General features: G+C 62.1%; 20 protein-coding genes. 10 read left to right on the forward strand and 10 right to left on the reverse strand.

Going from position 1 to position 21,289, the window contains the following annotated elements; genetic code table 11:
* Positions 1–9: 9 nt before the first annotated feature.
* From mmsB to AC1D2N_RS14960, 7 genes are all read right to left on the reverse strand, one after another.
* Complete coding sequence (mmsB, locus tag AC1D2N_RS14930; RefSeq protein WP_018246526.1) at positions 10–891, reverse strand: 3-hydroxyisobutyrate dehydrogenase; 882 nt, start codon at positions 889–891, stop codon at positions 10–12.
* 9 nt (positions 892–900) lie between these two features.
* The gene (locus AC1D2N_RS14935; protein ID WP_026188776.1) at positions 901–2,496 is read right to left on the reverse strand and encodes a GMC family oxidoreductase; all 1,596 of its coding nucleotides are present in this window, start codon (positions 2,494–2,496) and stop codon (positions 901–903) included.
* Positions 2,497–2,630: 134 nt separating this feature from the next.
* A complete protein-coding gene (locus tag AC1D2N_RS14940; protein WP_018246524.1) occupies positions 2,631–3,620 on the reverse strand; it encodes a branched-chain amino acid ABC transporter permease in 990 nt (329 codons plus the stop codon).
* A gap of 1 nt (position 3,621) precedes the next feature.
* Entirely contained in the window at positions 3,622–4,509 is an 888-nt protein-coding gene (locus AC1D2N_RS14945; protein WP_018246523.1) for a branched-chain amino acid ABC transporter permease, read from the reverse strand.
* Positions 4,510–4,513: 4 nt separating this feature from the next.
* Complete coding sequence (locus tag AC1D2N_RS14950; protein WP_130653929.1) at positions 4,514–5,215, reverse strand: ABC transporter ATP-binding protein; 702 nt, start codon at positions 5,213–5,215, stop codon at positions 4,514–4,516.
* Positions 5,215–5,997, reverse strand: a complete 783-nt coding sequence (locus AC1D2N_RS14955; protein ID WP_018246521.1) for an ABC transporter ATP-binding protein — start codon at positions 5,995–5,997, stop codon at positions 5,215–5,217. The genes AC1D2N_RS14950 and AC1D2N_RS14955 overlap by 1 nt, the downstream gene beginning before the upstream one ends.
* 5 nt (positions 5,998–6,002) lie before the next feature.
* Positions 6,003–7,208 (reverse strand): ABC transporter substrate-binding protein, encoded by a 1,206-nt coding sequence (locus tag AC1D2N_RS14960; RefSeq protein WP_130653930.1) that lies wholly within the window; start codon positions 7,206–7,208, stop codon positions 6,003–6,005.
* A 174-nt stretch (positions 7,209–7,382) separates the two neighbouring features.
* Here AC1D2N_RS14960 and AC1D2N_RS14965 point away from each other — a divergent pair, with 174 nt between their 5' ends.
* Complete coding sequence (locus tag AC1D2N_RS14965) at positions 7,383–8,336, forward strand: LysR family transcriptional regulator (RefSeq protein WP_018246519.1); 954 nt, start codon at positions 7,383–7,385, stop codon at positions 8,334–8,336.
* A 54-nt stretch (positions 8,337–8,390) separates the two neighbouring features.
* Here AC1D2N_RS14965 and AC1D2N_RS14970 read toward each other — a convergent pair whose 3' ends face one another.
* Entirely contained in the window at positions 8,391–8,729 is a 339-nt protein-coding gene (locus AC1D2N_RS14970) for a cupin domain-containing protein (RefSeq protein ID WP_026188775.1), read from the reverse strand.
* A gap of 174 nt (positions 8,730–8,903) precedes the next feature.
* Between AC1D2N_RS14970 and AC1D2N_RS14975 the strand changes: the two genes are divergently transcribed.
* Positions 8,904–10,091: an acyl-CoA dehydrogenase gene (locus tag AC1D2N_RS14975; RefSeq protein WP_018246517.1), complete on the forward strand. Its 1,188-nt coding sequence runs from the start codon at positions 8,904–8,906 to the stop codon at positions 10,089–10,091.
* Between the two features lie 337 nt (positions 10,092–10,428).
* Here the strand turns inward: AC1D2N_RS14975 and AC1D2N_RS14980 are convergent, their stop codons facing one another.
* Positions 10,429–11,418 carry a nitrilase family protein gene (locus tag AC1D2N_RS14980; RefSeq protein WP_018246515.1) on the reverse strand — a complete coding sequence of 330 codons (990 nt, stop codon included), beginning with the start codon at positions 11,416–11,418 and terminating at the stop codon, positions 10,429–10,431.
* Between the two features lie 88 nt (positions 11,419–11,506).
* Here AC1D2N_RS14980 and AC1D2N_RS14985 point away from each other — a divergent pair, with 88 nt between their 5' ends.
* Genes AC1D2N_RS14985 through AC1D2N_RS15000 form a run of 4 tightly spaced genes read left to right on the forward strand, consistent with a single transcriptional unit; the run spans position 11,507 to position 14,901 of the window.
* On the forward strand, positions 11,507–12,430 hold the full coding sequence (locus AC1D2N_RS14985; protein ID WP_018246514.1) for a LysR substrate-binding domain-containing protein: 924 nt from the start codon (positions 11,507–11,509) through the stop codon (positions 12,428–12,430).
* A gap of 54 nt (positions 12,431–12,484) precedes the next feature.
* Entirely contained in the window at positions 12,485–12,943 is a 459-nt protein-coding gene (locus AC1D2N_RS14990; protein ID WP_018246513.1) for a DUF4126 family protein, read from the forward strand.
* Complete coding sequence (locus AC1D2N_RS14995; RefSeq protein ID WP_018246512.1) at positions 12,940–14,301, forward strand: FAD-containing oxidoreductase; 1,362 nt, start codon at positions 12,940–12,942, stop codon at positions 14,299–14,301. The genes AC1D2N_RS14990 and AC1D2N_RS14995 overlap by 4 nt, the downstream gene beginning before the upstream one ends.
* Positions 14,302–14,331: 30 nt before the next feature.
* Positions 14,332–14,901 (forward strand): DedA family protein, encoded by a 570-nt coding sequence (locus tag AC1D2N_RS15000; protein WP_018246511.1) that lies wholly within the window; start codon positions 14,332–14,334, stop codon positions 14,899–14,901.
* 15 nt (positions 14,902–14,916) lie between these two features.
* On the opposite strand, the gene AC1D2N_RS15005 is transcribed toward AC1D2N_RS15000, so the two are convergent.
* The gene (locus tag AC1D2N_RS15005) at positions 14,917–15,960 is read right to left on the reverse strand and encodes an NAD(P)-dependent alcohol dehydrogenase (RefSeq protein ID WP_018246510.1); all 1,044 of its coding nucleotides are present in this window, start codon (positions 15,958–15,960) and stop codon (positions 14,917–14,919) included.
* Between the two features lie 490 nt (positions 15,961–16,450).
* Between AC1D2N_RS15005 and AC1D2N_RS15010 the strand changes: the two genes are divergently transcribed.
* The 4 genes from AC1D2N_RS15010 to kdpC all read left to right on the forward strand — a co-directional run bounded on the left by AC1D2N_RS15010 (position 16,451) and on the right by kdpC (position 21,187).
* Entirely contained in the window at positions 16,451–16,540 is a 90-nt protein-coding gene (locus AC1D2N_RS15010; protein ID WP_003547774.1) for a K(+)-transporting ATPase subunit F, read from the forward strand.
* A gap of 69 nt (positions 16,541–16,609) precedes the next feature.
* Positions 16,610–18,313: a potassium-transporting ATPase subunit KdpA gene (kdpA, locus tag AC1D2N_RS15015; RefSeq protein WP_018246509.1), complete on the forward strand. Its 1,704-nt coding sequence runs from the start codon at positions 16,610–16,612 to the stop codon at positions 18,311–18,313.
* Positions 18,314–18,522: 209 nt separating this feature from the next.
* Positions 18,523–20,583 (forward strand): potassium-transporting ATPase subunit KdpB, encoded by a 2,061-nt coding sequence (gene kdpB, locus AC1D2N_RS15020; protein ID WP_018246507.1) that lies wholly within the window; start codon positions 18,523–18,525, stop codon positions 20,581–20,583.
* 34 nt (positions 20,584–20,617) lie between these two features.
* On the forward strand, positions 20,618–21,187 hold the full coding sequence (kdpC, locus tag AC1D2N_RS15025; RefSeq protein WP_130653932.1) for a potassium-transporting ATPase subunit KdpC: 570 nt from the start codon (positions 20,618–20,620) through the stop codon (positions 21,185–21,187).
* Positions 21,188–21,289: the final 102 nt, after the last annotated feature.

Here is a 21,289-nt window from a genome sequence, read left to right on the forward strand (position 1 = left end):
CCGTGGCGCTTAAGCCTTCTCGCGGAACATCTCGATGATGGCGGAAAAGTCCCTTCCGCCATTACCCTGCTTCTCGAAGAGCGCGAAAAGCTGCGCTGCTTCCGCGCCGAGCGGCGTGGACGCGCCACTCGCCAGCGCCGCCTCCTGCGAAAGCCTGAGATCCTTCAGCATCAGGGCTGCGGCAAAGCCCGGCCTGTAGTCATTATTCGCAGGCGAAGTCGGCACTGGTCCGGGCACCGGGCAATAGGTATTGATCGACCAGCACTGGCCCGACGAGGTCGAGGCAACGTCGAACAGCGCCTGATGCGAGAGCCCAAGTTTCTCGGCGAGTACGAAGGCCTCGCAGACGCCGATCATCGAAATGCCGAGGATCATGTTGTTGCAGATCTTCGCCGCCTGGCCGGCGCCGGCCTCGCCGCAATGGACGATCTTCTTTCCCATCGCCTCGAGGATCGGTTTTGCCTTGGCGAAGGCCTCTTCCGAGCCGCCGGCCATGAAGGTCAGCGTGCCCGCGGTTGCCCCGCCCGTGCCGCCGGAGACGGGGGCGTCGAGCGACAGGCAGCTCGCGGCCTTGGCCATCTCATGCGCCTTGCGGCTGCTGTCGACATCGATGGTCGAACAATCGATGACCAGCGTGCCTTGCGCGGCCGACTGCAGGATATCGGTCCAGGCCGTCAGCACGTGCCTGCCCTGCGGCAGCATGGTAATGATGATCTCCGCGTCCTTGACCGCCTGGCTGGCATGACTTGCCGGTTTGACGCCGCTCTCCTCGGCCGCCTTCAGCACCGAAGCCGCAAGATCGAAGCCAAAGACTTCATGACCTGATTTGACCAGATTGGCCGCCATCGGCCCGCCCATATTGCCAAGCCCGATGAATGCGATCCTTGCCATGGTCTTCTCCTATCGATTGTCTTCGAGGATCATTGCTGCCGCCTTTTCGGCGATCATGATCGTCGGCGAATTGGTGTTGCCCGAGGTGATCAACGGCATCACCGAGGCGTCGGCGATCCTCAGCTTGCCGAGCGCCCGGAATCTCAGCCTGGGATCGACGACGCTGTCCCTGTCGGCGCCCATGCGGCAGGTGCCGACGGGATGGAAGATCGTCGTGCCGATATCGCCCGCCACCCGCTCCAGATCGGCCTCCGTCTGATAGGCGGGTCCCGGCTTGAATTCCTCCGGCTTGAAACGGGCAAAGGAAGGCTGCGCGACGATCTTGCGCGTCAATCGTATTGAACGGACAGCTATGTCACGATCGCGCTGCGTCGAGAGGTATTTCGGGCTGATCGTCGGCTGGGCGGCAAAATCCGGGCTCGACAGGTGCACCGAACCCCGGCTTTCCGGCCTGAGATTGCAGACGCTCGCCGTGATCGCCGGGAAAGGATGGACGGGATCGCCGAACTTCTCCAGCGATACCGGTTGCACGTGATATTGCAGATCAGGCGTTTCCCGGTCCGGGCCTGAGCGGGTGAAGATGCCGAGCTGGCTCGGCGCCATTGCCATCGGCCCGGAGCGGCGGACGAGATATTCGAGCCCGATCGCCGCCTTGCCGATCAGCTTCGTCGCCTTCTCGTTCAGCGTCGGAACGCCTGTGACCTTATAGGCCAGACGCAGCTGCAGATGGTCCTGCAGGTTCTCGCCGACACCCTTCACCTCGGTGACGACATCGACACCCGCCCGCTGGAGAACCTCGCCCCTGCCGATGCCTGACAGTTCCAGGATATGCGGCGAGCCGATCGAACCGGCCGAAAGGACGGTTTCTTTCGCAGCATAGGCGCGTTTCGCCACGCCACCATGCTGGAATTCGACGCCGGCAACGGCGCCCTCCTCCACCAGCAGCCGCCGGACCTGCGCTTTGGTCAGGACGGTCAGGTTGGAGCGCTTCATCGCCGGGCGCAGGAAGGCCTTCGAGGTGTTCCAGCGAATGCCGGAACGCTGGTTGACGTCGAAATAGCCGGAACCTTCGTTGCTGCCGCGGTTGAAATCCGCGGTCTCAGGGATGCCTGCTTCCCTGGCCGCCTGCTGAAAGGCATCGAGCACGGCCCAGCGCACACGCGCCTTCTCAATGCGCCATTCGCCGCCGGCACCATGCATCTCGTCTTCGCCGCGATAAAAATCCTCGGACTTGCGGAAGAAGGGCAGAACATCGTCCCAACCCCAGCCGGTGCAGCCCATCTGCCGCCAGAGGTCGTAATCGCGCGCCTGGCCGCGCATGTAGATCATGCCGTTGATCGACGAACAGCCGCCAAGCACCTTGCCGCGCGGATAGCTCAACGCCCGGCCGTTCAATCCCGCTTCCGGCGCTGTGGTGAAGCACCAGTCGGTGCGCGGATTGTTGATGCAATAGAGATAACCGACCGGAATATGGATCCAGTGATAATTGTCGCTGCCGCCAGCCTCGAGCAGCAGCACGCGGCTCCTGCCATCGGCGGACAGCCGGTTGGCAAGCACGCAGCCGGCGCTGCCTGCCCCGATGATGATGTAGTCGTAACGATCCATGCCCCGCACGAGACTCCAGATGCTTGCCGCTTCCCTCTCCCCGCAGCACGGGGAGAGGAAGAGTCGCAGCGCCGCCGCCCGTCTCTTTTCCCGGGAAAGAGGGATTCTTTCCGGAAAGAGAGAGGTCCGCCCGTTCAGCGGCGATAGACGAAGCCCAGTTTCCGCCCCAGCCGCGAGGCGTAGAATTCGCCGATGATGCCCCGGCGGAAGATCAGCACGCAGACCATGAAGACGATGCCGGTGATGATCGTCACCGGGAATTCCGAGGTGGCGAGGTAGTTTTCCAGCGCCACCACCAGCCCGGCTCCGAAGAGCGGGCCGATCAGCGTGCCGATGCCGCCGAGCAGCGTCATCAGGATCACTTCGCCCGACATCTGCCAGGCGACGTCGGTCAGCGTCGCAAACTGGAAAACGATCGATTTCACAGCACCCGCGAGCCCGGCAAGCGCGGCCGACATGACGAAAGCGCCGAGCTTGTAGCGGGCTACGGAATAACCGAGCGAGATTGCCCGCTGCTCATTTTCGCGGATCGATTTCAGGATCATGCCGAAGGGCGAATTGATGAAGCGCCAGATGATCAGCACGCCGATGATGAAAACAGCCAGCACGAAATAATACATGTTGGTCGAGCTGTTCAGATCGATAAAGCCGAAGAGATGGCCGCGCGGCACCGACTGGATGCCGTCCTCGCCTTCGGTGAACTCCGCCTGCAGGCAGAAGAAGAAGAACATCTGCGACAGCGCCAGCGTGATCATCGCGAAATAGATGCCCTGACGGCGGATGGCGAAGAAACCCATGACGAGGCCGAGAAACGCCGCGCCCACCACCCCAATCAGGATGCCGAGTTCCGGCGGCAGGCCCCATGCCTTCACCGTGTAGGCGGTGAAATAGGCCGCTCCACCGAAGAAGGTGGCATGGCCGAAGGAAAGCAAGCCGGTATAGCCGAGCAGCAGGTTGAAGGCGCAGGCAAAGAGCGCGAAGCAGAGCAGCTTCATCAGGAAGATTGGATAGAAGAAAAACGGCGCCAGCAGCAGGAGCAGCAGCCCCGCCAGCAGAAAACCCGCCTGCACCGAAAGGGCGGTTCGGCTTTTTTCCGTTTGGATGGTTTCGGTGATGTCAGCCATGTCACGCATCCCGTCCGAAGAGGCCCGCGGGCCTGATAAGAAGCACGATCGCCATGATGACGAAGATCACGATGTTGGAAGCCTCGGGATAGAAGACCTTGGTCAGGCCCTCGGCGATGCCGAGCACATAACCGGTGATGATCGCGCCCATGATCGATCCCATGCCGCCGACGACGACCACGGCGAAGACGACGATGATCATGTTCGAGCCCATCAGCGGCGAGACCTGGTAGATCGGCGCCGCCAGCACACCGGCAAAGGCGGCGAGACCCGCCCCGAGCGCGTAAGTGAGCGTCAAGAGCACCGGCACGTTGACGCCGAAGACCTGCACCAGCACGGCGTTTTCCGTGGCAGCGCGCAGATAAGCGCCGAGCTTGGTCTTCTCGATCAGCAGCCAGGTGCCGAGGCAGACGACGAGCGACACGACGACCACCCAGCCGCGATAGATCGGCAGGAACATGAAGCCGAGGTTGGCGCCGCCGGCAAGCGCAGCCGGCGTCGCATAGGGCTGGCCGGAAGAGCCGTAGAGATAGCGGAAGGTGCCCTCGACCGCGAGCGCCAGGCCGAAGGTGAAGAGCAGGCCGTAGAGCGGATCGAGATCGTAGAGCCGGCGCAGGAACAGCCGCTCGATGATAGCGCCGGCAAGGCCGACGATCACGGGCGCCAGGATCAGCGTCGGCCAGTAGCCGATGCCGGCATAGGTCAGCAGCAGGTAGGCGACGAAGGCGCCGAGCATATATTGCGCGCCATGGGCGAAGTTGATCACCCGGAGCAGGCCGAAGATGATGGCGAGGCCGAGGCTGAGCAGCGCATAGAACGAACCGTTGATCAGGCCGATCAGCAGCTGGCCGAACAGCGCCTGCAGGGGAATGCCGAAGATCATCGTCATCTGGTCACACTCCCAGAACTTTGTGCAGCGTATCCATGCGCTGCGGCAGTTCACCGACCGGGAATTCCGACACCATCTGCCCATGATCCATCAGATAGAAGCGATCGGCAATACGGCTGGCGAAACGGAAATTCTGCTCGACGAGCAGGATTGTCATGCCGCGCTCCTTCAGTGTCTTCAGCACCTCGCCGATGCGCTGGACGATCACGGGGGCAAGCCCTTCCGTCGGTTCGTCGAGAATGAGCAGCCTGACGCCGGTGCGCAGGATTCGGGCGATCGCCAGCATCTGCTGCTCGCCGCCGGAAAGCTTGATGCCCGGGCTACCGCGGCGCTCGTAGAGATTGGGGAAGAGCTCGTAGATCTCGTCGAGAGTCATCCCACCTCCTGCCACGACCGGCGGCAGCAGCAGGTTTTCCGAAACCGTGAGCGTCGAGAAGATGCCGCGCTCCTCCGGGACGAAGCCGATGCCACGATGCGCCGTCTTGTGCAGCGGCACCTGCATCATGTCGCTGCCGGCAAAGCTGATCTTGCCCTTCCGGGACCGCACGATGCCGGTGATGGTGCGTAGCGTCGTCGTCTTGCCGACGCCATTGCGGCCGAGAATGGTGATCGTCTCGCCTTCACCGACGCGCATATCGACGCCGTGCAGGACATGGCTTTCGCCGTACCAGGCATTGAGCCCCTGGACCTCGAGGAGAGCGGCCATCAATGCTCCTCCGTACCCATATAGGCCACGCGTACGCGCTCGTCCTGGCTGACGGTGGCATAATCGCCCTCGGCGAGGATCTCGCCACGCTGCAGCACCGTGACATGCTGGCAGATATTGGCGACGACGGAGAGATTGTGCTCGACCATCAGCACCGCCCGCTCGCGGGCGACCTCGCGGATGATCGATGAGACGACGCCGACATCCTCCAGCCCCATGCCGGCCATCGGTTCGTCCAGTAGGAGCACCTTCGGATCCAGCGCCAGTGTGGTGGCGATCTCCAGCACGCGCTTGCGGCCATAGGAAAGATCGGCGGCGATATGATCGCGCTCCTTGGAAAGCCCGACGCTGGCCAGCAGTTGCTCGGCGCGCTCGTTCAGCCGGTCGAGCGCCGAGAGCGGCCGCCAGAACTGCGTGGAAAGATTGTTCGGCCGCTGCAGCGCCACACGCACATTGTCGAGAACGCTCAGGTGCGGGAAGACCGCGGAGATCTGGAAAGAGCGCACCAGTCCCATGCGCGCCACCTTGTCGGGCGGCGTCTTCGTGATGTCAACGCCCATCAGGGTGATCGTGCCCGCCGTCGGCTGCAGGAACTTGGTCAGCAGGTTGAAGACTGTCGTCTTGCCGGCGCCGTTCGGGCCGATCAGTGCATGCACGCTTGCGTCATGCACATCGAGATCGACGTTCTTGACGGCGGTGAAGCCGCCGAAATCGCGACGCAGTCCGCGGGCGGACAATACCACCCGCGGCTTTTCCTGAGTTTCAATTGCGGAAACCGCCATCGTGCTTACTTCACCAGATCGCAGCCGCTCTTGGCGGGATCGATATAGGCTTCCTTGCCGGGAATGGTGGCGAGCACATTGAAGTAATCCCACGGCTCCTTGCTTTCGGAAGGCTTCTTGACCTGCAGCAGGTACATGTCATGGATCATGCGGCCATTGGCGCCGACCGTGCCGCCGCGGCCGAAGACGTCATCGACCGGCATTTCATGCAGCTGCTTGGCGACGGCTTCCGTCTCGTCGGTGCCGGCCTTCTCCACCGACTTCAGATATTGCGTCACTGCCGAATAGGTGCCGGTGTGGATCATGTTCGGCATCTTGCCGGTGCGAGCGAAGAACTTCTTGGCGAAGGCGCGGCTTTCGTCGTCGCGATTCCAGTAAAAACCTTCCGTCAGGGTCAACCCTTGAGCCGCTTCGAGGCCGAGGCCGTGGACTTCGGCGAGCGTGAAGAGCAGCGCAGCCAGATGCTGGCCGCCCTGGGTGATCCCGAATTCGGCCGCCTGCTTGATGGCATTCGAGGTGTCGAGGCCGGCATTGGCAAGGCCGATCACCTTGGCGCCGGATGATTGCGCCTGCAGCAGGAAGGACGAGAAATCCTGGGTCGAGAGCGGATGGCGGACAGCGCCGACGACCTTGCCGCCGCTTGCCTTGACATAATCGCTGGTCTGCTGTTCCAGCGAATAGCCGAAGGCATAGTCAGCGGTGAGGAAGAACCAGCTGTCGCCGCCCTGCTTGACGAGTGCGCCGCCGGTGCCGACGGCCAGTGCATGTGTGTCATAGGCCCAATGGAAGCCGTAGGGCGAGCAGGCCTTGCCGGTGAGATCCGTCGTCGCCGCACCGGTGACGATGTCGATCTTCTTCTTTTCCTTGCCGATCGCCTGCACGGCGAGCGCCACCGACGAGGTCGTCAGTTCCATGATCGCATCCACCTGCTCGGTGTCATACCACTGGCGAGCGATGTTGGAGGCGATATCAGGCTTGTTCTGGTGGTCGGCATCGACGATCTCGACTGGAACACCCAGGACCTTGCCGCCGAAATCCTCGACCGCCATCTTGGCAGCTTCGACGGAGGACTTGCCGCCAAAATCGGCATAGACACCCGACTGGTCGTTCAGGATGCCGATCTTGACCTTGCCGTCGGTCGCGCTCTGCGCGAGCACCGCTGTGCTGCTTGCAAGCAGAAATGCAACTGATGCAATGAGATTCTTTCGCATATGATCTCCTCCCAGAGATTGGCCAGATTGCGGATCTGTTCAAATTTGGCCAGCCGCACTCCTCAGAACGACGGACCCTCACCTTACGATCACGGAAATTCCGCCCTGAGGCAACGGGTGATTTACAACTAATTCCAAACAGTATCTGTTCGTTTTTGAACAGAGGGGATCGCGATGAACAATCCACCGCAGTTTACTTGGGACGATCTGCAGTTTTTTCTAGCCGTCGCCCGCACTGGACAGCTGTCGACGGCAGCGCGCCAGATGCGCTCGAGCCATGCCACCGTCTCGCGCCGCATCGACCGGCTGGAGTTCACCCTCAAGGTCAAGCTGTTCGAGCGCAATCCGCGCGGCTACGTGCTGACTGCCATGGGCACGCGCTTCGTCGAGACCGCCGAAAGGATGGAGCAGGAGACCGAGCGGCTGCGAGCCGACCTCGCCGACGGCTCGATGGCGCAACGCGGCCTCGTGCGGCTCAGCGCGCCGGAGGGTTTTGCCAATTTCTTCTTCGCGACCGTGCTGCCGCAGTTCGCCGCCCAGCATCCGCATCTGGCGCTCGAACTCGTGACGATCCAGCAGATCATGTCGCTGTCGCGCAAGGAGGCCGATCTCTCCGTCGTGCTCGATGAACCGAAGGGCGGCCCGTATTTCGCCGAGAAGCTGACCGACTACCATCTGCAGATCTATGGCTCGCGCGACTATCTGGCAAAGGCGCCTGCCATCACCTGCCGTGAAGACCTGCTTGAGCATCCCTTCGTCAGCTATATCGAGGAAATGATCTTTGCGCCGGGCTTGGACTATCTGGGCGATGTGCACCCGCGCATCAAGCCGCAGTTCCAGAGCTCCAGCATCTTCGCGCAGCTGACCGCCACGAGAAACGGCCTCGGCCTCTGCATCCTGCCCTATTTCTTCGCCAGCCGTTATCCCGAACTCGTGCGCGTGCTGCCCGAGGAGATCGACCTCAAGCGCCATTACTGGATCACCTGTCATCGCGACCTGAAACAGGCGCCGCGCGTGCGCGCCGTCATCGATTTCCTGCGCGAGGCGGTGCGCGGCGAGGATGCTCGTTTCGTGCCGCCCTATGTCACCGCCGCCGGCCCGGCGCGCCGGACAAGGGCGGATGTTTGATTAGAGCATGATGTCGTCCGAAAACCGCTGACAGTTTTCGGCATCATGCTCTGGTTACTTCAGGAATTCGGCGCGGTGCGGGGTGAATGCATCGATCAGCCGGCCCTTTTCCAGCGCCTTAACGCCGTGGATCAGATTGGGGGGCACGATGAAACTGCCGCCCTGCTTGAGCACCTCGGTCCGGCCGTCGATCGTCACTTCGAAACTGCCTTCGGCGACGTAGCTGGCCTGGATGTGCGGATGCGAATGGGCCGCACCCACGGCGCCGCTTTCGAAAGCCACTTCCACCATCATCATCTCGGGCAGATAGGTCATGATGCGCCTGACAACGCCGGGCTCGGGATTGATCCATTCGGCGCCTTCGGCCGATACGAACAGCTCGCTTGACGACATTTCCGCCTCCTCGTTCCAGAATCGATCGCGGGCAAAGTGGATCATCCCGACGCTTTTGAAAAGATGGCGCACCCTGTCTTTTCGAGACTGCCGCCTTCTGTTGACGCGGTCGGCTGGCGGGTCTATGGCCAACTTAAGCGAGGCAAGCCAGAACCGGGATGAGGAGACGCGGCCATGCAGCATACGCGCGAGGTTTTCGACTGGGCCGATCCGTTCCGGCTGGTGGAGCAACTGACCAGCGAAGAGCGCATGGTGCAGGACACCGCCCATGCCTATGCGCAGGAAAAGCTTGCTCCCCGTGTTCTCGACGCCTTCCGCAATGAAAAGACCGATCCCGAGATCTTTCGCGAAATGGGCGAACTCGGCCTGCTCGGCCCGACGATCTCGCCGGATTATGGCGGCGCCGGCCTCGGTTACGTCGCCTACGGCCTGATCGCCCGCGAAGTCGAACGGGTCGACAGTGGCTATCGTTCGATGATGAGCGTCCAGTCTTCGCTGGTGATGGTGCCGATTGAAACCTTCGGCTCCGAGGCGCAGAAGCTGAAATACCTGCCGAAACTCGCCATCGGCGAATGGATCGGCTGCTTCGGCCTGACCGAACCGGATCACGGCTCCGACCCCGGCTCGATGGCGACACGCGCCAAGAAGGTCGACGGCGGCTACAGCCTCACCGGCTCGAAGACCTGGATCTCCAACGCGCCGATCGCCGATGTCTTCGTCGTCTGGGCAAAGACCGAGGATGGCCTCATCCGCGGCTTCATCCTCGAAAAGGGCTGGAAAGGGCTTTCGGCTCCCCCCATCCACGGCAAGGTGGGACTGCGCGCCTCGATCACCGGCGAAGTGGTGATGGACGGGGTCTTCGTGCCTGAGGAAAACCTTCTGCCCGATGTGACCGGCCTCAAGGGACCGTTCACCTGCCTCAACTCGGCCCGCTTCGGCATCGCCTGGGGCGCGCTCGGTGCTGCCGAGGATTGTTATGCGAGAGCACGGCAATATACGCTCGAGCGCAAGCAGTTCAGACGGCCGCTTGCTGCCAACCAGCTGATCCAGAAGAAGCTCGCCGACATGACGGCGGAAATCTCGCTCGGTCTTCAGGGTTGCCTGCGACTTGGCCGCATGAAGGAGGAAGGCCATCCGCCGGTGGAGCTGACCTCGATCCTCAAGCGCAACAGCTGCGGCAAGGCGCTGGAGATTGCGCGGGCGGCCCGCGACATGCTCGGCGGTAACGGCATCTCCGACGAATTCGGCATCGCCCGTCATCTCGTCAACCTCGAAGTGGTCAACACCTATGAGGGCACACACGACATCCACGCGTTGATCATCGGCCGGGCGATCACCGGCATCGCCGCCTTTGCGAATTAGGTTCTGTCCAAGGCGGTCATGCGTGATCCACACCGTCCATAGGCTTGCAAAGACGCTTCTTAAGCTTCACGATTAGCTCACACTTCTAGACCGTGTCAGCAAACCGTGTTTCGAATGATATACAATCGCGCGATGGAATTTCACTGGGACGATGAACAGAAGACTGGCATCCTCTTGTGGAAAGGCCGAACGTTCATGATTGAAGGCTACATCGATCCTTTCAATGCCCGGAAGCGCGCAGAGCAGATGGCAGAGCAGCGAGGATGGAAAAGGCCACGCGACAAGATCTACAATAGGACCTCCAACTAATCCGGGTATCTCGTCAAGGAAGCTCCGCTCATAACGTTTTTTCTGCGGGCGCAGGGTTGCGGGTCGGGGCATCGGAGAAACGTGCTTCCATCGGCGACAAGCCGTGCGGATTGGGTTCTGTCAAGCAGCCGTAGAGTTCCGGGCGACGGCCACGAATCCAGCGTTGGCCCGTACATTTGTCGAGCAATGCCAGATCGAGTTCTGTGCTGACGATTGCGTCGGCAGCCTGCCAGGTCTCCACCAGAATCCGGCCATAGGGGTCGAGAATCATTGCGTTGCCGGTGCGCACTTCATCCTCGTCCTGACCGACGCCGTTGCTGAATACCAGAAACATGCCATTGTCATGCGCGCGAGACGGCAGCCAACGCAGAAACCATTCGCGACCATTGGGACCTCTGATTTCGGCTTTAATAGCCTCAGGATCTTCATGGCGGCGGATCCATTTTTCGACAGGTATCCGCTTCATTCCATTTGGGCTGACGGACGCCCCTCCTCCCGCCTGATGGGGGGCGATCAGGATTTCCGCGCCCAACAAGGCGGTTGCCCGCGCGTTTTCGATCAGGTTGTTGTCCCAGCAGATCAAAATGCCTGCGCGGATTCCCCAAGGCGTATCGAAGACCGTAAAACTATCCCCGCTGGAGATGAGGCGATGTTCCCACGCATGCAGCTTGCGATGGCAATGAACCTGTCCGTCCGGCATGCACACGGCGTAGGAGTTATAGAGGGCGCCGTTTTCCGCGAGCTCCAGAAATCCGGCGCCGATGGCAATGCTATGCTCCCGCGCCAGCCGGGCAACATACGAGACGGATGGGCCTGACAAGGGCTCGGCAAGAGCGTGCAGCGCTGCACCGTCCAGCTTCGGGACGTGCCAGTAGCCGCAGAGGCACATCTCAGGGAAGGCCACAAGTTGGCTGCCGGCCTGGACGGCTTGCAGTGTGAGGGATTCGATGCGCCCAAGATTATAGGCTTTGTCGTTTGCCCGATGCTGAAACTGTACGGAGGAAACCTTGAACGCCATGACTATTGCTCCTGATGCCTTGAACAATTTGACATGCGAGCATTATTTCGTAAAATGACATTTTTGATGAAAATAAGTCGGATTTTGAATGGAAATCAGGTTGCTGCGCTCCTTTGTCGAGCTGACCGACACTGGCCATTACGGCAAGGCCGCGTCAAAGTTGTTCGTCACCCAGTCGACCCTGTCCAAGCAAATTCAGGCGTTGGAGGCGATGGTCGGCGGACCGCTATTTGAACGTGGCCGACATGGAGCAAGGCTGACGCCGCTGGGGAATCTGCTGCAGCAGGAAGCACGCGTGCTCTTGCGGCTGAGCGATGAAATCGACGTCAAGATGCATCGTGCAAATGCCGGCCTGACCGGTCAGCTCGACATCGGATTTGGCATCTCGGCGCTCATCACCGCGCCCCAAATAGTCGCGACCTTCCGGGTGACGACTCCCGATAGCCAGATTACGCTTAACGACCTGCCATCAAGAGAGCAGCACCAACGACTGCTTGGCGGCCGGCTCGATGTCGGCTTTTGCCGGGCGCCTGAGGAGACCGATGAGCTATCCTTCATGCCAGTCATCGAGGAGCGGCTGGCGCTGGTACTTCCCTCCGGCATGGAGATTCCGCCCATGAACCGATTGTCGACATTGAACCGTCTGGGCTTTGTCGCCCTTTCGTCATCGCGCGGGCCGGGACTGGATGCGCAGATCAGCCAATGGTGCACATCGGCCCGCTTCAAGCCGCGCATCGTCCAGCACGCTGACGACATCTTGACCGTTCATGCCGTTGTTGCTGCCGGGTTGGGGGCCGCATTCCTGCCGTGGCACGGCGTTGAGGCGCTCGGCGATCGCACGCACCAAAAGCCCTTATCGGGTTCGGCGTCAAAGTGGGCCGTTGGAATTTGCTGGCGGAGCGCCGACAGCAATCCCCTTCTGCTGCGGTTCATCGACTACGTTTCGAAGCATCGACGCGCACCCACGTCCTCAAGGCCGCTGGCGCACCACGACGAATTGCCACGCGCCTGACAATGTGCAACCTTCCCTGACGACGGCAAGAGCCGGCAAAAAGGGGGATCATGCATGTTTCTGCTTCTTGCATTGCTGATTGGTGTCATATCAGGGCTTCGCGCCATGACCGCGCCGGCCGCCGTCGCCTGGGGCGCAGCACTCGGCTGGTTCGATGTCTCGCAGACGCCGCTTGCCTTCATGGGTTACCAGTGGACGCCGTGGATCTTCACGCTTCTCGCCATAGTCGAACTGATCACCGACCAGCTGCCGTCCACGCCGTCGCGCAAGGTGCCGGTGCAATTCGGCGCCCGCATCGTCATGGGCGCGCTGGCCGGCGCCACGATCGGTGCCGCCAGCGGCCTGCTCTTCGGCGGGCTGATTGCCGGGGTGATCGGCGCCGTCATCGGCACATATGGTGGCGCCGCCGTCCGCGGCAGGCTTGCCGCCTCCTTCGGTAAGGATCTGCCGGCCGCTCTCATCGAAGATGCCGTCGCCGTCATCGGCGCGCTGCTGATCGTGGTCGTGTCATGAAGAGCTTCGACGCCATCGTCATCGGGGGCGGCCAGGCCGGCCCCTTCCTCGCCGCCCGCATGGTCGAAAAGGGCATGAAGGTGGCGCTGATCGAGCGCAAATTCCTCGGCGGCACCTGCGTCAATGCCGGCTGCATGCCGACGAAGACGCTTGTCGCCAGCGCCCGCGCCGCCTATGTCGCGAGAAATAGCGCCGTTTACGGCGTCAATATTCCGGGCGAGATCGCCATCGACATGAAGGTGGTCAGGGCCCGTGCCGAAACCGTGACCATGAATGCCCGCAACGGCCTGATCGGCTGGTTCGCCGGGATGGACGGCATGACCGTGATCTACGGCCATGCCCGTTTCGAGGACCCGAAGACCGTCAGCGTCAACGGCGAGACGCTGACCGCACCGCGCATCTTCCTCAACGTCGGCGCGCGCCCCGTCATCCCCGACCTGCCCGGCATCAACGATATCGACTATCTCACCAGCACCTCGATCATCCATCTCGACACGCTGCCACGGCATCTGGCTGTGATCGGCGGCAGTTATATCGGGCTGGAATTCGCGCAGATGTATCGCCGCTTCGGCGCCGAAGTCAGCGTCATCGAGCATGGCCCGAAGCTCGCGTCGCGCGAGGACGAGGATATATCCGACGCGATCGCCGATGTCCTGCGCTCGGAGGGCATCGACATTCATACCGGTGTCAGCGACATCGCCTTCGCCAGGAGCAGCGACGGAATAACGGTCGCCACCGATTCAGCGAGGATCGATGCGAGCCATGTGCTGATCGCCACCGGCCGCAAGCCGAACACAGACGATCTCGGCCTCGATGCCGCCGGCGTCATCAGCGACAAGCACGGCTACATCACCGTCGACGACAGGCTTGCCACCAATGTCGACGGCATCTGGGCGCTCGGCGATTGCAACGGCCACGGCGCCTTCACCCACACCTCCTACAATGATTTCGAGATCGCCGCCGCCAATCTTCTCGACGGCGCCGATCGCAAGCTCTCGAGCCGCATCCTGGCCTATGCGCTTTATATCGACCCGCCGCTCGGCCGTGTCGGCATGACGGAAAAGCAGGCGCGCGCCTCGGGACGCAAGATCATGATCTCGACCCGGCCGATGAGCCGCGTCGGCCGCGCCAACGAGCGCGGCGAGACCAAGGGCTTCATGAAGGTGATCGCCGACGCCGAGACCAAAAAAATTCTCGGCGCGGCGATCCTGGGCATCGAAGGTGACGAGGTGATCCACGGCATCATAGACGCGATGAATGCAGGAACGACCTATCCCGCATTGCAATGGTCGGTGCCGATCCATCCGACGGTGTCGGAGCTGATCCCGACGGTGCTTGGGGATTTGAAGCCGGTTTAGCTATCGAAACCCCGGGCCGAGGACAGCTGAGTGTCTATCGAACTGCTGATCGAGCACTACGGACTATTGGCGATATTTCTGGGTGCAGCCTTCGAGGGCGAAACAGCCGCCTTCCTCGGCGGCGTCATTTCCCACCGCGGGCTGCTGACCTATTGGTCGGCGTCGCTAGCGGCAACGGCAGGATCCTTCGCCGGCGATCAGTTCTGGTTCTTCGCCGGCCGTTATGCGGCTCGATGGGGTCTCGTCCGCCGGCTGATGGAAAGACCGGCGCTGGCGCGCGCAACCCGACTTCTGGAAAGATATCCGACCGGCTTCATCCTTGCGTTTCGTTTTCTGGTGGGGTTGCGGACAATCAGCCCGATCGTCATCGGGACAACACGCATAGCGACCGGTAAATTCATCATCCTGAATGCTGTGGCCGCGCTGGTGTGGGGGCAGCTTTTCACGGCGCTCGGTTACGTGTTCGGGCACGGCATCCAACAGACGTTGGGCCACCTTCCGCTTCATCGCCACCTGCTGATCGCAGTCGGAGCCGCGGCTGTCGTTGCAGGCGCGGCTCTTGCCTTTCGCAGGATGAAACTGAGCGCCAGGCACTCATAGAAGCGCTGTTGCGCCCTATCCCATCACGATTTGCAGCTTCACGTCGCTGGGCCGCGCCTCGACGGCGCGATCAAACGCCTTGATCGAATCTTCGAATGTGAAGGTCTCTGATATCAGCGGCTTCAGATCGACGCGACCCGAGCCGAGCAGCGCGATCGACCGCTCATACTGGTGCGCGTAGCGGAACACCGTCTCGATGCGGATTTCCTTGGTGGATGCCGTCGAGACGTCGAAGCCGATCGGGTTGACCGGTAGGCCGACGACGACAATGACGCCACCCGGGCGCGGCAGCGCCATGATCGTCTCCCAGGCCTTCGGCGAACCGGAGCATTCGAAGACGACATCGGCGCCCCAGCCGTCGGTCAGCCGGCCGACCTCTTCGACCAGGTTCTTCTCGCGAATATTGACCGGAATGACACCCTGGTACTGCGCGGCGATATCGAGCTTCGGCTGGGCGAGATCGGCGACGATCGCGCGGGCGCAGCCGCCGGCAAGGGCCGCGATCGCCACCATCGTGCCGATCGGCCCGGCGCCGAGGACGACGGCAGTGTCGCCCGGCGTGATCTTCGCCTTGGCAGCCGCCTGCATGCCGACGGCGAAGGGCTCGACCATGGCGCCTTCGGCAAAGCTGACATTGTCGGGTAGCTTGAAGGTGTAATTGGCGGGATGCACGACCTCTGGCGTCAGCACGCCGTGGATCGGCGGGGTCGCCCAGAAGGTCACGGCCGGGTCGATATTGTACAGGCCAAGCCGGCTTGCCTTGGAATTCGGATCGGGGATGCCGGGCTCCATGCAGACGCGGTCGCCGACTTTCAGATGCGTGACGCCCGCGCCGACCTCGACCACCGTGCCCGCCGCCTCATGGCCGAGCACCATCGGCGCGTTGACGACGAAGGGGCCGATCTTGCCATGGGTGTAATAATGCACGTCCGAACCGCAGACGCCGACGGTGTGGATCCTGATCTTCACCTCGCCGGGGCTAGTTTCAAGCGGCAGATCGATATCGCGAAGCGCAAGCTCATGCTGGCGCTCGAGGACAAGCGCGCGGACTTTGGTCATCGTCGGTTTCCTTCCCTAATGGCTTGCCCATGACTCCATCGGGCAGCGTCGAAGGCGACTATAAGGCCCGAAGCCTTCCCAATTCAACCAGATTGCGAAGGCTTTTGCTCAACAAATGAAAAAATGCTCACTCAGACCTTCCGAGGCTCAGTACCGGCTGCGGCCCGTCGGGAAACTGCGCCAGCCTGGTCCGATGGCGAGCGGCCTCGGAAGGGCATTTATAAGATTTTTATATAGATGGCCCGTCGTCCGTCTCGAACCTTTATGCGCTTCGGCTCCATATTGATGCCGAGAGATCGAAAAGATCATCTCCACGCCAGAAAGCATGAAAGGCGGCCTCCCAGCGCCCTTTGTCTTGTCTGACTCCAAGAAGAACAACAGGAGTCACGATCATGATGGATATCATTCTACTCGGCACCGCGATCATATTCTTCGCGCTGTGCTTTGCCTACACCCGAGCCTGCGACAGGCTTTGACAGGAGAAGCGACGATGACCCTCGATTATGTCTTGAGCGGTGCCGTAACCGTGTTTCTCACCGTTTACCTCACCTACGCTCTCCTTCGCCCAGAACGCTTTTAAAGAGAACTGGCGCTTCTGAGGTCGCGCATGCGCGACCGAGAAGCAGCCGGGTATTGAAAGTTTACCTCCATGACCCTCAACGGATGGCTTCAGATCCTGCTTTACTGCGGGATCGTCCTCGTGCTCGTCAAACCGCTCGGCGGCTATATGACGCGTGTCTTCAGCGGCGAGCGCACTTTCCTGTCACCGGTCCTCGTTCCGATCGAACGGGGACTTTACCGCATTGCCGGCACCAGCGAACGCGAGGAACAGCATTGGACCTCCTATGCCTTCGCCATGCTAATGTTCAACCTGCTCGGCGTCATCGTGCTTTACGCGCTGCAGCGCCTGCAGGCCGGTCTTCCCTATAATCCGGCCGGCATGGCGGCCATCCCGCCGGAGCTTTCCTTCAACACGGCCGTCAGCTTCGTCAGCAACACCAACTGGCAGAACTACGGCGGCGAAAGCACGATGTCGTATCTGACGCAGATGGCCGGTTTCACCGTCCAGAACTTCGTCTCGGCGGCGACCGGCATTGCCATCGCGCTCGCCTTCATCCGCGCCTTCTCGCGCGCCTCAGGCAAGGCGATCGGCAATTTCTGGATCGATATGACGAGGGCCACTTTCTATGTGCTCTTGCCGATCTGCATCGTGCTGACGCTGGTCTTTGTCTATCTCGGCGTGCCGCAGACGCTCGGCTCCTACGTCAATGCGACGACGCTCGAAGGCGCACAGCAGACGATCGCCGTCGGCCCGGTCGCCTCGCAGCTGGCCATCAAGATGCTTGGCACCAACGGCGGCGGCTTCTTCAACGCCAACTCCGCCCATCCGTTCGAAAACCCCGATGCGATCTCCAACCTCATCCAGATGGTGTCGATCTTCGCGATCGGCGCGGCACTGACCAACGTCTTCGGCCGCATGGTCGGCAATCAGCGCCAGGGCTGGGCGATCCTCGCCACGATGGGCGTCCTGTTCGTCGCCGGCGTCATCGTCACCTATTGGGCGGAAGCCGCCGGCAATCCGCTGATGCATGCCTTCGGTCTTGGCGGCGGCAACATGGAAGGCAAGGAAGTCCGCTTCGGCGTCGCCCTATCCTCGCTCTTTGCGGTCATCACCACGGCGGCCTCCTGCGGCGCGGTCAATGCCATGCATGGCAGCTTCACGGCACTCGGTGGCCTCGTTCCGCTGATCAACATGCAGCTCGGCGAAGTCATTGTCGGCGGTGTCGGCGCTGGCTTTTACGGCATCCTGCTCTTCATCATCGTCGCCGTCTTCGTCGCCGGCCTGATGGTCGGCCGCACGCCGGAATATCTCGGCAAGAAGATCGAGGCGAAGGAAATGAAGATGGCCGTTCTCGCCATTCTCTGCCTGCCGCTCGCCATGCTGGTCTTCACCGCAATCGCAAGCGTCCTTCCGAGTGCGGTTGCATCGGTCGGGACCGCCGGCCCGCACGGCTTCTCCGAAATCCTCTATGCCTATACATCAGCGGCAGCGAACAACGGCTCGGCTTTCGGCGGCCTGACGGGCAATACGCCTTGGTACAACATAACCCTTGGCCTCGGTATGCTGATGGGCCGCTTTCTGGTCATCATCCCGGCGCTTGCAATCGCCGGTTCGCTGATCGCCAAGAAGTCGGTTCCGGCCTCGGCGGGCACCTTCCCGACGGACGGTCCGCTCTTCGTCGGCCTGCTCGTCGGCACGATCCTGATCGTCGGCGGCCTGACCTTCTTCCCGGCGTTGGCCCTTGGCCCCGTCGTCGAGCACCTGGTCATGATCGCCGGCCAGACCTTTTGAGGTTATGCCATGATCCTCCGTCACAGGCTTCGCAACGCCTTCCACTCACGTCCTGGCGCGCCGGGACGTGGGAATGGCCCGAGACCCCAAGCCTCCGACATCATCCTGGTGATGATGGCGGGCCTCCTCGTCATCGCCGCCATATGCAAAATCTTACAGGGCTGACCGGCTTCCGGTTCGCCATCCTCGTTTCAAAGCTGGAGTCTCTTATGAGCCAGGCCAAATCCGCGAGCATCATGGATTCTCGCATCCTCATTCCGGCCGTGGGTGCCGCTTTCAAGAAGCTCAACCCCCGGGCACTCGCCAGAAACCCGGTCATGTTCGTCGTGGCCACGGTCTCGGTGCTGACCACCATCCTCTTCCTGCGCGATCTCGTGGCGGGCAACGGCAACCTCGGCTTCTCGTTCCAGATCAATCTTTGGCTCTGGTTCACCGTGCTGTTTGCCAATTTCGCCGAGGCCGTTGCCGAAGGTCGCGGCAAGGCGCAGGCGGATTCGCTGCGCAAGGCGCGCACCGAAACCCAGGCGAAGCTGCTCACCGCCAATAATGGCAGCGGCTACCGCATGGTGCCGGGCACCAGCCTCAAGGTCGGCGACCTCGTGCTCGTCGAGGCCGGCGACATCATCCCGTCGGACGGTGAAGTCATCGAAGGTGTGGCCTCCGTCAACGAAGCGGCGATCACAGGCGAATCCGCGCCGGTCATCCGCGAATCCGGCGGCGACCGCTCGGCGGTAACAGGCGGCACGCAGGTGCTGTCCGACTGGATCCGCGTCCGCATCACCGCCGCTGCCGGCTCAACCTTCCTCGACCGGATGATCGCGCTCGTCGAAGGTGCCGAACGCCAGAAGACTCCGAACGAGATTGCGCTCAACATCCTGCTTGCCGGTATGACGTTGATCTTCGTGCTCGCCACCGCGACGATCCCGAGCTTTGCCATCTATGCCGGCGGCTCGATCCCGATCATCGTGCTCGTCGCCCTCTTCGTGACGCTGATCCCGACGACGATCGGTGCGCTGCTGTCGGCGATCGGCATTGCCGGCATGGACCGCCTCGTCCGCTTCAACGTGCTCGCCATGTCCGGCCGTGCGGTCGAAGCCGCCGGCGACGTCGATACGCTGCTGCTCGACAAGACCGGCACGATCACCCTCGGCAATCGTCAGGCGACGACCTTCCGCCCGGTTCGCGGCGTTTCCGAGCAGGATCTCGCCGACGCCGCCCAGCTCGCCTCGCTTGCCGACGAAACCCCGGAAGGCCGCTCCATCGTCGTGCTCGCCAAGGAAAAATATGCGATTCGCGGCCGCGACATGGCGAGCCTCAAGGCGACCTTCGTGCCCTTCACCGCCCAGACCCGCATGAGCGGCGTCGATCTCGAAGGCGCTTCGATCCGCAAAGGCGCAGTCGATGCCGTGCTGGCCTATGTCAACGGCGACGCATCCTCGAAAAACGGCAGCGAGGTCGTGCGCGAACTGCAGTCGATATCAGACGAGGTCGCCAAGGCTGGCGGCACGCCGCTCGCCGTTGCCCGCGACGGCAAGCTGCTTGGCGTCATCCAGCTGAAGGACATCGTCAAGGGCGGCATCCGCGAACGCTTCACCGAGCTGCGCCGCATGGGCATCCGCACCGTGATGATCACTGGCGACAACCCGCTGACGGCAGCGGCCATCGCCGCCGAAGCCGGTGTCGACGACTTCCTCGCCCAGGCAACGCCGGAGATGAAGCTGGCGCTGATGCGCGAGGAACAGTCGAAGGGCAAGCTCGTCGCCATGTGCGGCGACGGCACCAACGATGCGCCGGCGCTCGCCCAGGCCGATGTCGGCGTCGCCATGAACACCGGCACTGTCGCTGCCCGCGAGGCCGGCAACATGGTCGACCTCGACAGCGACCCGACGAAGCTCATCGAGATCGTCGAGATCGGCAAACAGCTGTTGATGACGCGCGGCGCGCTGACGACCTTCTCGATCGCCAACGACATCGCCAAGTACTTCGCCATCATCCCGGCGATGTTCCTGACCTTTTACCCGCAGCTCGGCGTCCTGAACGTCATGGGGCTTTCGACGCCGCAAAGCGCCATCCTCTCGGCAATCATCTTCAACGCGCTGATCATCATCGCGCTGATCCCGCTGTCGCTGAAGGGCGTCCGCTACCGTCCGATCGGCGCCGGCGCGCTGCTGTCGCGCAACCTGCTGATCTACGGTGCCGGCGGCATCATCGTTCCCTTCATCGGCATCAAGGCGATCGACATGGCTGTCGCCGCCCTCGGCCTCGCCTAACGGATCCCGTCTGAACACTCGAAGGAGTAAGACAATGTTGAGAGAACTTCGTCCGGCGGTCGTCATGATCGTCGCCACCACCGCCATCACCGGCCTGCTTTATCCGCTCGCCATGACGGGTGCTGCCCAGGCCCTCTTCCCGGCTCAGGCGAACGGCAGCCTGATCGAGAAGAACGGCCAGGTGATCGGCTCGACGCTGATCGGCCAGGCCTTCACCAGCGACAAGTATTTCCACGGCCGTCCCTCGGCCGCCGGCGACGGCTACAATGCGGCCGCCTCGAGCGGCTCGAACCTCGGCCCGACCAGCCAGAAGCTGATCGACCGCGTCAAGGGCGACTACGACGCGGCCAAGGCGGCAAACCCGAATGCGGAGGTGCCCGCCGACCTGGTCACCGCTTCGGGCAGCGGCCTCGATCCCCATATCTCCCCGGAGGCCGCTTACTTCCAGGTGCAGCGCGTCGCCAAAGCGCGTGCTATCGACGAGGCCAAGGTCAAGGCGTTGGTCGACGGTGCCGTTCAAGGCCGCGAACTCGGCATTCTCGGCGAACCTACAGTCAATGTTCTGGCGTTGAACCAGAGCCTTGATGCTTCTATGACTCAGTGACCCTGGCAGGCTGGGCGCCCCTTTCCTTCCCTCATCCCTGCGCTCGTCACAGGGGCGAGGGATAGGGTGATGTAGCCCGTCCTCGCCAGCCATCTGCAGAAA

It is taken from the genome of Rhizobium sp. P1_B8, assembly GCF_056406515.1.

Coding starts and splice junctions, on each gene's coding strand:
- mmsB (WP_018246526.1), bottom strand. CDS start 891: ATGGCAAGGATCGCATTCATCGGGCTTGGCAATATGGGCGGGCCGATG.
- AC1D2N_RS14935 (WP_026188776.1), bottom strand. CDS start 2,496: ATGGATCGTTACGACTACATCATCATCGGGGCAGGCAGCGCCGGCTGC.
- AC1D2N_RS14940 (WP_018246524.1), bottom strand. CDS start 3,620: ATGGCTGACATCACCGAAACCATCCAAACGGAAAAAAGCCGAACCGCC.
- AC1D2N_RS14945 (WP_018246523.1), bottom strand. CDS start 4,509: ATGACGATGATCTTCGGCATTCCCCTGCAGGCGCTGTTCGGCCAGCTG.
- AC1D2N_RS14950 (WP_130653929.1), bottom strand. CDS start 5,215: ATGGCCGCTCTCCTCGAGGTCCAGGGGCTCAATGCCTGGTACGGCGAA.
- AC1D2N_RS14955 (WP_018246521.1), bottom strand. CDS start 5,997: ATGGCGGTTTCCGCAATTGAAACTCAGGAAAAGCCGCGGGTGGTATTG.
- AC1D2N_RS14960 (WP_130653930.1), bottom strand. CDS start 7,208: ATGCGAAAGAATCTCATTGCATCAGTTGCATTTCTGCTTGCAAGCAGC.
- AC1D2N_RS14965 (WP_018246519.1), top strand. CDS start 7,383: ATGAACAATCCACCGCAGTTTACTTGGGACGATCTGCAGTTTTTTCTA.
- AC1D2N_RS14970 (WP_026188775.1), bottom strand. CDS start 8,729: ATGTCGTCAAGCGAGCTGTTCGTATCGGCCGAAGGCGCCGAATGGATC.
- AC1D2N_RS14975 (WP_018246517.1), top strand. CDS start 8,904: ATGCAGCATACGCGCGAGGTTTTCGACTGGGCCGATCCGTTCCGGCTG.
- AC1D2N_RS14980 (WP_018246515.1), bottom strand. CDS start 11,418: ATGGCGTTCAAGGTTTCCTCCGTACAGTTTCAGCATCGGGCAAACGAC.
- AC1D2N_RS14985 (WP_018246514.1), top strand. CDS start 11,507: ATGGAAATCAGGTTGCTGCGCTCCTTTGTCGAGCTGACCGACACTGGC.
- AC1D2N_RS14990 (WP_018246513.1), top strand. CDS start 12,485: ATGTTTCTGCTTCTTGCATTGCTGATTGGTGTCATATCAGGGCTTCGC.
- AC1D2N_RS14995 (WP_018246512.1), top strand. CDS start 12,940: ATGAAGAGCTTCGACGCCATCGTCATCGGGGGCGGCCAGGCCGGCCCC.
- AC1D2N_RS15005 (WP_018246510.1), bottom strand. CDS start 15,960: ATGACCAAAGTCCGCGCGCTTGTCCTCGAGCGCCAGCATGAGCTTGCG.
- AC1D2N_RS15010 (WP_003547774.1), top strand. CDS start 16,451: ATGACCCTCGATTATGTCTTGAGCGGTGCCGTAACCGTGTTTCTCACC.
- kdpA (WP_018246509.1), top strand. CDS start 16,610: ATGACCCTCAACGGATGGCTTCAGATCCTGCTTTACTGCGGGATCGTC.
- kdpB (WP_018246507.1), top strand. CDS start 18,523: ATGAGCCAGGCCAAATCCGCGAGCATCATGGATTCTCGCATCCTCATT.
- kdpC (WP_130653932.1), top strand. CDS start 20,618: ATGTTGAGAGAACTTCGTCCGGCGGTCGTCATGATCGTCGCCACCACC.